The organism is Methylosinus sp. H3A (assembly GCF_015709455.1).
Classification (GTDB): domain Bacteria; phylum Pseudomonadota; class Alphaproteobacteria; order Rhizobiales; family Beijerinckiaceae; genus Methylosinus.
Genome location: NZ_JADNQW010000005.1, coordinates 3,913,915 through 3,926,805, shown reverse-complemented (window position 1 = coordinate 3,926,805; position 12,891 = coordinate 3,913,915). Strand labels below are relative to the sequence as shown.

15 protein-coding genes and 1 tRNA gene are annotated in these 12,891 nt (G+C 66.2%); 9 read left to right on the top strand and 7 right to left on the bottom strand.

Annotation, left to right across the window (positions count from 1 at the left end):
• Nucleotides 1-62 precede the first annotated feature (62 nt).
• The 3 genes from IY145_RS21155 to IY145_RS21145 all read right to left on the bottom strand — a co-directional run bounded on the left by IY145_RS21155 (nt 63) and on the right by IY145_RS21145 (nt 1,979).
• Nucleotides 63-139, bottom strand: a tRNA-Arg gene (locus IY145_RS21155).
• 199 nt (nt 140-338) lie between these two features.
• A complete protein-coding gene (locus tag IY145_RS21150) occupies nt 339-704 on the bottom strand; it encodes a 4a-hydroxytetrahydrobiopterin dehydratase (protein WP_196410003.1) in 366 nt (121 codons plus the stop codon).
• A 60-nt stretch (nt 705-764) separates the two neighbouring features.
• Nucleotides 765-1,979: an NADH-quinone oxidoreductase subunit D gene (locus IY145_RS21145; protein WP_196410002.1), complete on the bottom strand. Its 1,215-nt coding sequence runs from the start codon at nt 1,977-1,979 to the stop codon at nt 765-767.
• 78 nt (nt 1,980-2,057) lie between these two features.
• Between IY145_RS21145 and IY145_RS21140 the strand changes: the two genes are divergently transcribed.
• The 9 genes from IY145_RS21140 (at nt 2,058) to IY145_RS21100 (ending at nt 10,017) form a co-directional block, all read left to right on the top strand.
• Nucleotides 2,058-2,234 carry a DUF1328 domain-containing protein gene (locus tag IY145_RS21140; RefSeq protein WP_196410001.1) on the top strand — a complete coding sequence of 59 codons (177 nt, stop codon included), beginning with the start codon at nt 2,058-2,060 and terminating at the stop codon, nt 2,232-2,234.
• A gap of 136 nt (nt 2,235-2,370) precedes the next feature.
• Nucleotides 2,371-3,270 carry a YihY/virulence factor BrkB family protein gene (locus tag IY145_RS21135; protein ID WP_246722134.1) on the top strand — a complete coding sequence of 300 codons (900 nt, stop codon included), beginning with the start codon at nt 2,371-2,373 and terminating at the stop codon, nt 3,268-3,270.
• A gap of 28 nt (nt 3,271-3,298) precedes the next feature.
• Nucleotides 3,299-4,192 carry a Ku protein gene (locus tag IY145_RS21130; RefSeq protein WP_196410000.1) on the top strand — a complete coding sequence of 298 codons (894 nt, stop codon included), beginning with the start codon at nt 3,299-3,301 and terminating at the stop codon, nt 4,190-4,192.
• Between the two features lie 18 nt (nt 4,193-4,210).
• Nucleotides 4,211-5,761 (top strand): non-homologous end-joining DNA ligase, encoded by a 1,551-nt coding sequence (ligD, locus tag IY145_RS21125; protein WP_196409999.1) that lies wholly within the window; start codon nt 4,211-4,213, stop codon nt 5,759-5,761.
• Complete coding sequence (gene ligD / locus IY145_RS21120; RefSeq protein WP_196409998.1) at nt 5,758-6,633, top strand: non-homologous end-joining DNA ligase; 876 nt, start codon at nt 5,758-5,760, stop codon at nt 6,631-6,633. Before ligD (IY145_RS21125) ends, ligD (IY145_RS21120) begins: the two co-directional genes overlap by 4 nt.
• Nucleotides 6,634-6,666: 33 nt before the next feature.
• On the top strand, nt 6,667-7,932 hold the full coding sequence (locus tag IY145_RS21115; RefSeq protein WP_196409997.1) for an MgtC/SapB family protein: 1,266 nt from the start codon (nt 6,667-6,669) through the stop codon (nt 7,930-7,932).
• A 60-nt stretch (nt 7,933-7,992) separates the two neighbouring features.
• Nucleotides 7,993-8,436, top strand: a complete 444-nt coding sequence (locus tag IY145_RS21110; protein ID WP_196409996.1) for a CBS domain-containing protein — start codon at nt 7,993-7,995, stop codon at nt 8,434-8,436.
• Nucleotides 8,433-8,717, top strand: a complete 285-nt coding sequence (locus IY145_RS21105) for a DUF3175 domain-containing protein (protein ID WP_312030621.1) — start codon at nt 8,433-8,435, stop codon at nt 8,715-8,717. The genes IY145_RS21110 and IY145_RS21105 overlap by 4 nt, the downstream gene beginning before the upstream one ends.
• Nucleotides 8,718-8,856: 139 nt before the next feature.
• Nucleotides 8,857-10,017 carry an acyltransferase family protein gene (locus tag IY145_RS21100; protein WP_196409994.1) on the top strand — a complete coding sequence of 387 codons (1,161 nt, stop codon included), beginning with the start codon at nt 8,857-8,859 and terminating at the stop codon, nt 10,015-10,017.
• A 6-nt stretch (nt 10,018-10,023) separates the two neighbouring features.
• On the opposite strand, the gene IY145_RS21095 is transcribed toward IY145_RS21100, so the two are convergent.
• The 4 genes from IY145_RS21095 to IY145_RS21080 form a co-directional block, all read right to left on the bottom strand.
• A complete protein-coding gene (locus IY145_RS21095; RefSeq protein WP_196409993.1) occupies nt 10,024-10,458 on the bottom strand; it encodes an HIT family protein in 435 nt (144 codons plus the stop codon).
• Nucleotides 10,459-10,593: 135 nt separating this feature from the next.
• Nucleotides 10,594-11,463, bottom strand: a complete 870-nt coding sequence (locus IY145_RS21090) for a prephenate dehydratase (RefSeq protein ID WP_210332705.1) — start codon at nt 11,461-11,463, stop codon at nt 10,594-10,596.
• Nucleotides 11,460-12,206, bottom strand: a complete 747-nt coding sequence (locus tag IY145_RS21085) for a 3-deoxy-manno-octulosonate cytidylyltransferase (RefSeq protein ID WP_196409992.1) — start codon at nt 12,204-12,206, stop codon at nt 11,460-11,462. The genes IY145_RS21090 and IY145_RS21085 overlap by 4 nt, the downstream gene beginning before the upstream one ends.
• A gap of 118 nt (nt 12,207-12,324) precedes the next feature.
• Complete coding sequence (locus IY145_RS21080) at nt 12,325-12,702, bottom strand: hypothetical protein (RefSeq protein ID WP_312030644.1); 378 nt, start codon at nt 12,700-12,702, stop codon at nt 12,325-12,327.
• Between the last annotated feature and the right edge of the window lie 189 nt (nt 12,703-12,891).

The following is a 12,891-nucleotide window of genomic DNA, read 5'->3' as shown; positions in this document are numbered from 1 at the left end:
ATATGCATTACAGCGGTTCCCACGGAAAAGGAGCGGTCTCTGAGGAGAGCGAACGAGGATTATGGCGTCCCGGAAGGGAGTCGAACCCCTGACCCCAGGTTTAGGAAACCTGTGCTCTATCCTGCTGAGCTACCGGGACAATCTGCCTCGTTCTCGGTGCCTATCCGGTGCTCGGCCGAGCCGGACGGCGCTTAAGCTTATGATCCGAATCGCCTTTCCGTTTCAAGACCCTCGAATTAGGAAACCGTTGCTCTATCCTGCTGAGCTACCGGGACCGCGTCACGGACGTCTACTAGAGCGGGGAGCGTTTGAAAAGGCGTCGCGCGTCTCCTGCATCGTCACATGCGGCCCGCCGGCAGACCGCGCCAGTGCGAGAAGATGCGGTCGATCTTTGTCGCCATGATGACGTCGTTCTCGTGCAAACCTCTGATCTTCTTCGTCTGCAGCGAGATCGTCGCATAGCCCCAGCCGAAGGCGATGTCGGGATGATGGCCCTCCGCCTCGGCCAATTCGCCGATTTGCCGCACGAATTCCGCCGCCTCGCGGAAATTGCCGAAGCGGAAGCCGCGCTCTATGCGGCGCGCCTCGTCGAGCAGCGCCCAGTCCGGCGCCTGTGCGAGCAACGCCTCGGCCTCGGCGCGCTCCAGGGGCGGAACGCCGCCGCGGCAGGGTGTGCAGGTCTTTTCTGCGAGCGTCGTCGGCATTTGGAGCCTCCTTTCGACGAGCGACCAAAATTCGCTCCCACCGAAAAAATCGAGACGCGTCTAGCGATCGATCTCGCCGAACACGATATCGAGCGAGCCGACTATGGCCGCGACATCGGCGAGCATATGGCCCGTCGAGAGACGGTCCGTCGCCGCGAGATGAGCGAAAGAGGGCGCACGGATCTTGCAGCGATAGGGGCGGTTCGATCCGTCGGCGACGAGATAGACGCCGAACTCGCCCTTGGGCGCCTCCACGGCGGCGTAGACTTCGCCCGGCGGAACGTGAATCCCTTCGCTGAAGAGTTTGAAATGCTCGATCGTCGCCTCCATCGAGCGCTTCATGACGCCGCGCGCCGGCGGTGTGACTTTGTGATCGTCGACGGCGATCGGGGTGCGGCCTTCCGGCGCGCGCAGCAGGGCGACGCACTGCCGCATCAGATGCGCGGACTGGCGCATCTCGGCCATGCGCACGCAATAGCGATCGTAGCAATCGCCGTGGCGCCCGACCGGAATGGCGAAATCCAGCTCCTCGTAGCATTCGTAGGGCTGCGCCTTGCGTAAGTCCCATTGCGCGCCGCAGGCCCGCAGGAACACGCCGGAAAAGCCGAGACTCCAGGCCTCCTCCAGCGTCACCACGCCTATGTCGGCGTTGCGCTGCTTGAAGATGCGATTGTCGGTGAGCAGCCCTTCGAGATCGTCGCAGACCGCGAGGAAGGGTGCGCAAAAAGCCTCGATATCGTCGAGGAGCGCGGTGGGAAGATCCTGATGCACGCCGCCGATGCGGAAATAGCAGGCGTGCATGCGCGCGCCGGATGCGCGCTCATAGAAGCCCATCAGTTTCTCGCGCTCCTCGAAGCCCCAGAGATTGGGCGTCAGCGCGCCGCAATCGGAGGCCTGCGTCGTGATGTTGAGCAGATGCGAGAGCAGCCGTCCGATCTCGCAATAGAGGACGCGTATGAGTTGCGCGCGCTTTGGAATCTCGAGGCCGAGCAGGCGCTCGGCGGCGAGGCAGAAGGCGTGCTCTTGATTGATCGGCGCGACATAATCGAGCCGGTCGAAATAGGGCAGGGCCTGCAGATAGGTCTTATCCTCTATGAGCTTCTCGGTGCCGCGATGCAGGAAGCCGACATGCGGATCGACATGGGAGACGACCTCGCCGTCGAGCTCCAGCACCAGCCGCAGCACGCCATGCGCGGCCGGATGCACCGGGCCGAAGTTCAGGGTGAAGCTGCGTTCCGAGCGAAGGCTGGACTGCGTTCTGTGGCCGAGGCTCATCTGCGCGCCCTCAGGGACGGAAACCGGATCGACGCGCCGACGTTATCCCTGGTCGATCCTCGATCAGGGGAGAAAGAGATGAGTGATCTTCTGCGCTGGGCCATCGTCTTTTTGGTGGTCGGTCTGATTGCGGCCTTCTTCGGCTTCGGCGGCGTCGCCGGCACGGCGGTGGAGGCCGCGCGCATATTGTTCTGGGTGGCCGTCGTGCTCTTCATCGTCGCCCTCGTCGGCGGCGTGCTGCGTCGCGGCGTCTGAGGAAGCTGGCGGCGACGGCGCGGGAGCGTCGCCGCCGCATATTGTCGTCAACGTCGTCGGGCGGCGAAAGTTGCTGCCCATCCGGCGCCGCGCGGCGCTATATTCCCTCGGGCGGACAGCGCGGGGAAGCAGCGCCTTGGACGAAGTCGAGAAAGACGTTTTCCGGCGCGCCCTCGGGCCGCTGGCCCCGCGGGCCGAGCGCCTGCCCGCGCTATTGCGCATTCCGCTCGACGCCTTTCTGCATTTCGTCGAACGCGACGGCTTCGCAATAGCGAGCCATATCGCCCTGTCGACGCTGATGTCGCTGTTTCCCTTTCTCATCGTGGTGACGGCGCTCGCCGGCCTCATCGGCTCCAAGAGCCTCGCCGACGAGGCCGGCCGGCTGCTGCTCGACGCCTGGCCGCCCGAGGTCGCGGAGCCCATCGCAGGGGAAATCCGGCGCGTCGCGACGACGCCGCGGGGCGGCACGCTCACCTTCGGCGCGCTCTTTGCCGTCTATTTCGCCTCCAGCGGCCTCGAGAGCCTGCGCATCGGCCTCAATCGCGCCTATGAGACGGAAGAGACGCGCAGCTGGTGGCTGCTGCGGCTCGAGTCGATCCTCTATGTGGTCGGCAGCGCCGTGGCTCTGCTCGCGCTCTCGGTTCTGGTCGTGCTCGGCCCGCTCATCACCGATGCGGCGGCGCGCTATCTCGACTGGTTCGAGCCCTTCGAGACGATGGTGACGCTGGCGCGCTACGGCCTCGCCACTCTGATTCTGGCGCTCACGCTCTTGGCCATTCACATTTGGCTGCCGGCGGGGCGGCGGCGCTTTCGCGACATAGCGCCGGGCGTGTTGGCGACGCTTTTGCTGTGGCTCGTCGCCGGCGCCGCCTTCGGCCGCTATCTCGCGGCCTTCTCGGATCGCTATGCGCTCACTTACGCGGGCCTCGCCTCGGCGATGATCGCGCTCGTCTTCCTCTATTTCTCTGGCGTCATCTTCATCTATGGCGGCGAGCTCAACGCCGCCATCGTCCGCGCGCGACGCGGCGCTAGATGAAAGGGAGAACGAACAAAGGTCTCCCCTCATGGCTCCTCGCGCGCGCGCTTATTGGCAGGGCTATCTGCGGCTCTCTCTCGTCTCTATCGGCGTCGAGCTCTATGCGGCGACGTCGAGCGCCCAGACCATGGCGCTGCATCAGATCCACAAGCCCTCGGGCAAGCGCGTGCGCTATGAGAAGGTCGTGCCCGGCGTCGGTCCGATCGACTCCGCCGATATCGTCAAAGGCTTCGAGATCGGCGACGATTCTTATGTCGTGCTGGAGCCGGACGAGCTCGACGAGATCAAGCTCGACAGCGGCAAGGCGATCGAGCTGGTGCAATTCGTCGGACGCGAGGAGATCGATCCGCGCTATTTCGACAAGCCCTATTATCTCGCGCCGGAGGGCGATGTCTCGACCGAGGGCTATGCCGTGATACACGAGGCGCTGCGCCGTGCGGATAAGATCGGCATAGGCCGTCTCACCATGCGCGGACGTGAGAGCATCGTCGCGGTGACGCCGCTCGGCAAGGGCCTGCTCGTCGAGACTTTGCGCTACGCCAATGAGCTTCGCGGCTATGAGCCCTATTTCGCCGAGATCGGCGAAGGCGAGAGCGACCCCGAAATGGTCGCGCTGGCGACAGAGCTCATCGAGCGCAAGACCGCGCCCTTCGATCCCAAGGCGTTCAAGGATTCCTACGCCGAGGCGCTGCGCGCGCTGGTCGAGCGCAAGCGCGAAGGCCACGCGATCGTCACCACGGGCGAGGAGGAGCGTCGCGGCCCTGGCAAGGTCATCGATCTGATCGAGGCTCTGAAGCGTAGCGTCGGCGAGAGCGCGCCGCGACCCGCGCGCGGCAAGGCGCGCGCCGCCGCTTCGCCCGCCGCCAAGCCGGCCAAGAAGACGAGCGAGACCAAGACGGGAGCGGCCAAAAAGCGCGCCTGACCGGCGCGGGGGAGCGCAATGAGGAGCGAGACGCTCGCGGCCTATCGGGCCAAGCGCGACTTCCGCCGCACGACCGAGCCCGAAGGCGACGCGCCGACGAAGGAGCAGGGCGCCTATGTCGTGCAGAAGCATCGCGCGCGTCGGCTGCATTTCGATTTTCGTCTCGAGCTCGACGGCGTGCTGAAAAGCTGGGCCGTCACGCGCGGCCCCAGCCTCGATCCCGCCGATAAGCGCCTCGCCGTGCGCACGGAGGATCATCCGCTCGACTATGGGCGTTTCGAGGGGACGATCCCCAAGGGCCAATATGGCGGCGGAGAGGTGATGCTGTGGGATCGCGGGCGCTGGACGCCCAAGGGTGATCCGCGCCGCGGCCTCGAGGAGGGGCGTCTCGAATTCACGCTGGAAGGCGAGCGGCTCCGAGGCGGTTTTGCGCTCGTGCGCTTGCCCCGCCGGCGCGGCGAGACGAAGGACAATTGGCTGCTCGTCAAAATGAAGGATGGGCGAGCCGAGGCCGATCTCGATCCGACGCATGAATGGATGCGCAGCGTCGCGACCGGCCGCAGCTTCGAGGAGATCGCGGAAGGCAAAGCCGCCCGCCCGCCGCCTTTGCCGAAATTCCGCGCGCCGCAGCTCGCGACGCAGGCCGCCGAGCCGCCCGCTGGCGATGATTGGCTGCATGAGATCAAATTCGACGGCTATCGCGCGCTCGTCGCGACATCTGGCGGCCGAAGCCGCGTTTCTACGCGCTCCGGCCTCGATTGGACGAAGAAATTCTCGGGCGTCGCCGAAGCCGCCGCGCAATTGCCGATGCGAAGCGCGCTGCTCGACGGCGAGATCGTCGCGCTGGACGAAAACGGCCGTAGCGATTTCGGCCTGCTGCAGAAGATGCTGGAGAAGCGCCCGCGCGCGCTCGTCTTCTACGCCTTCGATCTGCTGGAGCTGGACGGAAAGGACATTTCGCGAGAGCCGCTGATCGAGCGCAAGGCCCGCCTCGCCGCGCTATTGGAGGAGGCGCCTTCCGCCATACGCTATAGCGGCCATGTGATCGGCGCCGGCGCGCGCTTTCTCGCCGAATGCAGGCGCATGGGGCTGGAGGGCGTGGTCTCCAAGCGTATCGATCGGCCCTATCTCTCGCGGCGCACGCGCGCCTGGATCAAGGTCAAATGTCTCGGCCGCGACGAATTCGTCGTCGGCGGCTATCGCCCTTCGACGAAGAAGGGCCGCGACTTCGCCTCTCTGCTGCTCGGCGAATTCGTCGATGGCGCTTTGCATTATCGTGGCCGCGTCGGCGCCGGCTTTTCCGATGGCGATCTCGCTGAGATCGGCGCAGCGTTGCGTGGGCTCACACGCAAGACGTCGCCTTTTGTGGCTCTGCCTGCGGAGATCGCGCGTCAGGCGCATTATGTCGCGCCACGACTCGTGGTCGAGATCGATTATACGGAGCGCACGAAGGAGGGGCTGCTGCGTCATCCGGTTTTCGTCGGCTTGCGCGAGGACAAGCCCGCGCGCGAGGTGAAGAGTGGAGCGAAAAACAGTGACCCGCGGCGCACGCCCGGAGGCGGGGGATGATCCGTCTCACCAATCCGGACAAGCCGCTCTATCCGGCCGCTGTCCATGTCACCAAGCAGCGGCTCGTCGACTATTGGCGCCGCGTCGCGCCTTTCGCTCTGCCGCATATAGCGGCGCGCCCTCTGTCGCTGCTGCGCTGTCCCAATGGCGCCGCGCAAGGCTGCTTCTTCCAGCGCCATCATCGGCGCGGCCTGCCGCCCGGCCTGCGTCCGGCGCTGATCGGGACCGAAGAATTTCTCGTCATCGACGATGTCTCCGGCCTCGAAGGCGCGGCGCAGATGGACGCGCTGGAGCTGCACATTCGGGGCGTCCATGTCGACGCTCTCGAGCGCCCCGATCGCCTCGTCTTCGATCTCGATCCGGACCCTTCCGTCTCCTTCGACGAGGTGAAGCGCGCCGCCCGCGATTTCCGCGCTCTGCTCGAGGCGGCGGGGCTCGCGAGCTTCGCGCTGCTTACCGGCGGCAAGGGAATGCATGTCGTCGCCCCGCTCGACGCGGCGCTCGATTGGCCGACCTTCACGGCTTTTGCGAAAGGCGTGGCGACGCGTCTTTCGGCGGATGATCCGGGACGCTTCACCGCTATGGCGACCAAGGCGCGACGCGTCGGCCGAATCTACATCGACTATCGACGCAATGAGCGCGGCGCAAGCGCGGTCGCGCCTTTCTCGCCGCGCGCGCGGGAGACGCCCGCAGTGGCGACGCCCGTCTCGTGGGAGGAACTCGCCCGGATCGAGCGCGCCGATTTCTATTGTCTGGACAAGGTGGAGCGCCGCCTCGCCGCGCTACGCGCCGATCCATGGCCCGGCTATTTCGATCTGCGACAAGGCGTCTCGCCGGCGGCGTTGCGCATGTTCGCCGGAGCGAGGCTATAATTTCGACGGTGCTGTTTCTCGAAAGGCCGGCGCATGGAGACGACCGAATTGTTCCGCCGCATGACGGTGGCGCTGGCGATCGGCCTGCTGATCGGCCTCGAGCGCGGTTGGCAAGCGCGCGAGGACGAGGAGGGCGAGCGCGCCGCCGGCTTCCGCACCCATGCGCTGGCGGCGCTGCTCGGCGCCGTCTGGGGCGCGATCTCCAATCAGACAGGCATAGGCGGCGCCGTGTCGCTCGGCCTCGCCTTCGCGGTCTTCGCCGCTGCGATCAGCCTGTTTCGCTATCGCGAGATCGTTCACGACGCCACCTTCGGCGCGACGACGGTCGTCGCGTCGATGCTGGCCTTCGCGCTCGGCGCCTTCGCTGTCGTGGGCGATGTCGAGGCTGCGGCGGCGGCCGGCGTCGCCACGGCGGGATTGCTGGCGCTGAAGTCCGCCGCCCATGGCTGGCTGCGGCGCCTGAGCTGGGAGGAGCTGCGCTCCGGCCTGACGCTCGCCGCCATGACGGTCATTCTGCTGCCGCTGCTGCCAGACCGCGCCGTCGATCCCTGGCAGGCGGTCAATCCGCATGAGATCTGGCTGATGACCGTGCTGATCGCGGTCATTTCCTTTCTCGGCTATGTCGTCATGAAAGCGACGGGCGGCGCGCGCGGCGTGGCGCTGACGGGGATCGCGGGCGGTCTCGTCTCCTCCACCGCGGCGACGATGACGATGGCGCGCCTTTCTCGCGAGCAGGGCGGCGCTGCGTCGCTCTTCGCCGCAGGCGCGCTCTTCGCCAACGCCACTATGGTGTTCCGCGTGCTGGCCGTCGTCACTTTGATCGACGCCGAGCTGCTCGGCGCGCTCGCGCCGCCTTTCGCCGCTGGCGGGGCCGTGATGCTCCTCTTCGCGGCTTTCTTCATGCGCAGCGCCGCCGCCGTCCCCTCCGGCGCGGGCTTCGCGCCGAAGAATCCGCTCGATCTCGGGGCCGTGCTCGAATTCGGCGCGCTGCTCACCGTCATCGCGGTCCTGGCGCGGCTGGCGACGCGCATGGCCGGCGGCGCCGGCGTGCTCGCGGTGGCGGCGATCTCGGGTCTCGTCGACGTCGATCCCATCACTTTGTCGGTGGCGCGGCTCGATCGCGCGACGCTCGCGCTCGATGTCGCAGCGGCGGCGATCGGCCTCGCCGTCGCCGTCAACACGCTCGCCAAGGCGGCGCTGACCTGGTGGATCGGCGGCTCGGGCATCGGCTTTCGCGTCGCCGCCGCTTCGGCGCTGGCGCTCGCCTGCGGCCTCGCGATCGCGCTGCTGGCGCGCTGATAGCCGCGGAACCTTCGCCGGGCCCGCCCGTTTCCTCCGGTGAACACAAGGAGGCGAGTGATGAAAGTTCAAGACATCATGACGCGCGAAGTCTGTCTCGTCGAACCCGATCAGACGATTCGCGACGCGGCGCGACGCATGGCCGATCTCGACGTCGGCCTTCTGCCTGTCGGCGAGAACGACCGCCTCGTCGGCATGGTCAGCGACCGCGACATCGCATTGCGCGCAATAGCCGCCGGCAAGGGCGCCGAGACCAAGATTCGCGACGTCATGACGCGTGACGTTCGCTATTGCTATGTGGATCACGACGTCGAGGACGTCGCGCAGAACATGGCCGAGCAGCAATTGCGCCGTCTGCCCGTGCTCGATCGCCGCAAGCGCCTCGTCGGCATCGTCTCGCTCGCCGATCTCGCCATGGACCGCGACGCCGGCCTCAGCGGCGCCGCGCTGCGCGGCGTCTCGCAGCCCGGCGGCCATCATTGCCAGAGCGCGCGCGCCGCGTGAGCGGACAAAAAACGTCCTATTGGTCGGCCGAGGTCGGGCGCAAGAGCAATGCGCTGGACCTCGAGCTGGAGGTCTTCACGCTCGACGATCCGCGCGCCATCGCGCGCTCGCTGAAGCAATCGGCGGAGTCGAGCCTGCGCCGCAAGAGCGCGCCCTTCCGATCCGCAATGTCCATGCTGAATTTCTATATCAATCGCGCCGGCGGCGGCCTGCCGGCGGAGCGTCGCCGCATATTGGAGCAGGCCAAGGTCGAGCTCAGAAGAGTTTTCGGGCGCGCCTGAAACGTCGCCGCATTGTCGCCACGCCCGAGCTGTTAAACACATTGCAGAAAAACGTCATACATGAAACGGCAAAGTCATTGCTGGCTGCGACAGCCGTCTCTAACCTGCCGAATCGACCGAAACAGCGGCGGGAAAGCTCATGTCGGACACTCTCCAGGGTTCGGGCGACGTTCTCGCCTATTCCTCGTCCACTCGCGTCCGAGCCGAGGCTACGCCCACGCGTCTGCGGCTTCGCGAGCTCGACGGATTGCGTGGCTGGGCGGCTTTCTCCGTGCTGCTCTTCCATTCGACGTGGCAGATTTTCGGCGAGAATTTTGCTATTCTCCGCAATTCTTCGACAGCGGGACTCGTCGACGGCCCGCTCGATGTGAGCGTCTTCTTCGTCGTCTCCGGCGCGGCGCTGAGCGCGCCCTTCTTCGCGGGCGGCGGCGGCGAATATATCCTCTCCGCGGCTCTGCGACGCTACATCCGCCTGACGACGCCGATCGTCGCGACGGTTCTCCTCCTCATTCTCGCGGAGCGCTTCGGCTTTGCGCGGCTTGCGGAGGCCAGGCAATTCGCGCCGGGCCTTTCCGCCATCGCCGGCGAGACGGGGCTGAGCTTTGCGCAAGCGCTGAAATGGTCGCTCAGCAACGTCTACACCAAGCCCGCCGAATGGGGGCCGGTGCTGCCTTTCCTATGGACCATGCCCTGGGAAATGGTCGGCTCGCTGGCGCTCTTCCTGCTGCTCTCCTGCTATCCGGCGATGAAGCGGCCCGAGCGCTCGATCGCCATCGGCGCTTCTTTTCTCATGCTGCTCTTTCCCTACCTCGCTGCCTTTCTCTTCGGCGCGCTGATCGGAAAGGCGAAATTCACGGGCGCGTTGAACGCGCCGGCGCCGGGGCGTCTCGGCTTCCTAGATTCGCTCGCGGCGAAAATCGCCGTCGCTGCGGCGCTCTACGTGCTCGCCGCCTGGTCGATGACGGCGGGCGCCGTCGCCCATGTGCATGTGATCCTCGCCGTGGCGGTCGTCGCTCTGGCGCTGCGCTCGCGTGGGCTATCGGACTTCCTCGCGGAAAACGCCCTGTCGCGCTTTCTAGCGAAAATCTCTTTCCCGCTCTATCTCATTCATTATGTGGTGATCGTGACGGCGACGTCGGCGGCGATCGCCTTTGTCGGCGATAGGCTCACTTTGCCGCTCGCCTTGGCGATTTCGGCGGCGACGATCCTTCTCTCGATCGTCGCTGCCGTGCTTTTCCAGCCTATCGAGCGCTTCGCCCATTTCGCCAGCCGGCGCTTCGCCGCGCTGGTCCTCGGATGACGCGATTCAGCCTTTGAACGGGCCGAGCGCGGCTTTAATCTTCTCGGCCTGCGCCTTCAGCTTCTCGCCATCGGCCATGGTTCCCGGCGGGCGCAGGGCGACGCCCTCGAAGCGCGGCAGAATGTGGAAATGCAGGTGGAAGATCACCTGTCCGCCGGCGCTCTCGTTGAATTGCTGCAAGGTCAGACCGTCGGCCGAAAAAGCGTCCTTGGCGGCCTTGGCGACATGCTGCACGCGGGTGACGAGCGCGGAGAGCGCGGCCGGGTCTATGTCCAAGAGACCGCGTGCGGGAACCTTGGGGATCACCAGCACATGGCCCTCGGCGCGCGGCATGATGTCCATCATGGCGAGTGCGACATCGTCCTCATAGACCTTATGCGCAGGGATTTCTCCGCGCAGGATTTTGGCGAACACATTGTCCTTGTCATAGGCTGCGGCCATGGATTCTCTCCCATCTGAAACCAGGGAATTGGGCGAAGGCTGGAGACGCGCGAGAGATCGCGTTTTTCAACTCCCCCTCGAGGGGCAGGGTGAGACGCGCCATTCGAGGCTCGCAAGATTACCTAGCGTTTGAAACTAATCGCCATATTCGAACGGACGCTTGTTCTCCATGCGGAATCCGTGCGCCGGATAGACGCCGATGATCTCGAGCTCCTTGGAGAAGAAGCGTAATTCATCGAGCGCGCGGGCGAGCGGCGGCTCGTCCGGATGGCCGTCGACATCGGCGAGGAAGCGCGTCGCCGCGAATTCGCCGTCGACCATATAGCTCTCGAGCTTGGTCATGTTCACGCCATTGGTGGCGAAGCCGCCGAGCGCCTTGTAGAGCGCCGCCGGCACATTGCGCACGCGAAAGACGAAGCTCGTCATCGTCGGCCCGCTATTGGGCTCCGGCCGCTGCGGCGTCTTCGACAGCACGACGAAGCGCGTCGTGTTATGCGCGGCGTCCTCGACATTTTCCGCGAGAATGTCGAGACCGTAGATCGAGGCGGCGAGGCGCGGCGCCAGCGCCGCCTTGGTCGCGTCGCCCCATTCCGCCACTTCGCGCGCGGCGCCGGCGGTGTCGCCGGCCGTATGGGCGACGAGGCCGAGCTCGCGGATGATCCGGCGGCACTGGCCGAGCGCATGCACATGGCTATAGACGCCGCGAAGCGTCTCGCGCGTCGCGCCGCGCGGCGCCATCAGCTGAAAATGGATGGGCAGAAAATATTCGCCGATGATGTAGAGCCCGGCGTTGGGCAGGAAATGATGAATATCCGCCACGCGGCCGGCGATCGAATTCTCGATCGGGATCATCCCCAGCGCCGCGACGCCTTCGGTGACCGCCGCGAAAGCGTCCTCGAAGCTCGCGCAGGGCAGGGGATCATAGCCCGGATAGGCGTCCCGACAGGCGATGTCAGAATTGGCGCCGGGCTCGCCCTGATAGGCGATTTTCGGCCGCACGCTCATCGACGGCTCCGTTCGACTTGGTCCTGCGCCTCGCGCAGGCGTTGAAGATCGGCGCTGGTATCCACCCCGCGGGCGGCTTTGTCCAGGATCATGGCGTCTATTCGCATGCCGGCCTCGAGCGCCCGCAACTGCTCCAGCCGCTCGCGAATCTCGAGCGGGGAGGGCGGCAGGCCGGCAAAGCGCGCGAGCGCCGCGCGGCGAAAGGCGTAGACGCCGATATGGTGATAGTTCGGCCCCTCGCCGTGGGGCGCCGGGGCGCGGGTGAAATAGAGCGCACGCATCCGACGCGGCGCGACCTCGGCGCCGATCAGCTTGACGGCGTTGGGATCGTCGCGTTCGCTCGGGCCGGCGGGGGTCGCGAGCGTTGCGATATCGACCGCAAGGTCCGCGAGCGGCTCCAGCGCGACCGCGAGCGCGCCGGGCTCTATGTCGGGCTGGTCCCCTTGAAGATTGACGATCACGTCATGGTCGCCCGCCGGATCGAGCCCGCCGAGCGCTTCGCCGATGCGGTCGCTGCCGCAGGCGTGATCGCCGCTGGTGATCACGGCCCGCCCGCCGGCGGCCTCGACGATGCGTGCGATCTCGTCCGAGTCGGTCGCGACAGCGACCGGGCCGATCGCGGCGGCCAGCGCCTTTTCCAGCACATGCAGGATCATCGGCCGGCCGGCGATCGGCGCGAGCGCCTTGCCCGGAAGGCGGGAGGAGCCCATCCGGGCGGGGATGACGACGAGCGGACGGATCATGGATGAACGGTGCTCCTTCCTCGGACCGCCGCTCTCGCGGCGGCTTTCGAGCGATCAGAATTCGCTCCAAACGAGAAATTTAGACCAGTCCGCTCCGTTCCCATCGGAGCGGATCGGTCTAATAGGCGTTCTGGTCTTCGCCGACCCAGCCCTTGTCGGATCGCACGAAATGCAGCGTGCCTTCCGCCTTCAACACTTCTCCCTTCTGGAAGCTCTGGCTCTGCGCGAGGCCGAGATAGGCGCAGCGGCCGCGCGCGCGCTCATCGGCGCAATTGGCCTCGAAGGCTTCCGGGAATTGCACCTCGGCCTCGTACCAGAGCTCATAGGCTTCGGCGCTCGGCGTCTTCAGCGCGCGACCGTCGGTCTTTTTGAAGGAGATCAGCTTGCCGTTGACGCCCTGCTTGGAGAGCAGATTGCGCAGCACCTTGGCGCCGATCGCGTCATTTGGCTCGCGGCCGCCGCTGCAGGCGACGAGCGCCAGGGCCGCCGCGCTCACAAGCGCCAATCCAAGACCTCGCATCCTCATCGATATTTCCTCCCGCGCCGGCGCTGGCGCTCTGCTTTGTGGCCGGCGGCCCGTCGCTTTCGAAGATCCCCGGCCGGGTGGGTTTGCCACAAAGCTCGATCCCGAGCAAAGGCGGCGTGGAAAACTCCGTCGCTCGGCCGCTCCAGAGCGGCCCGACGG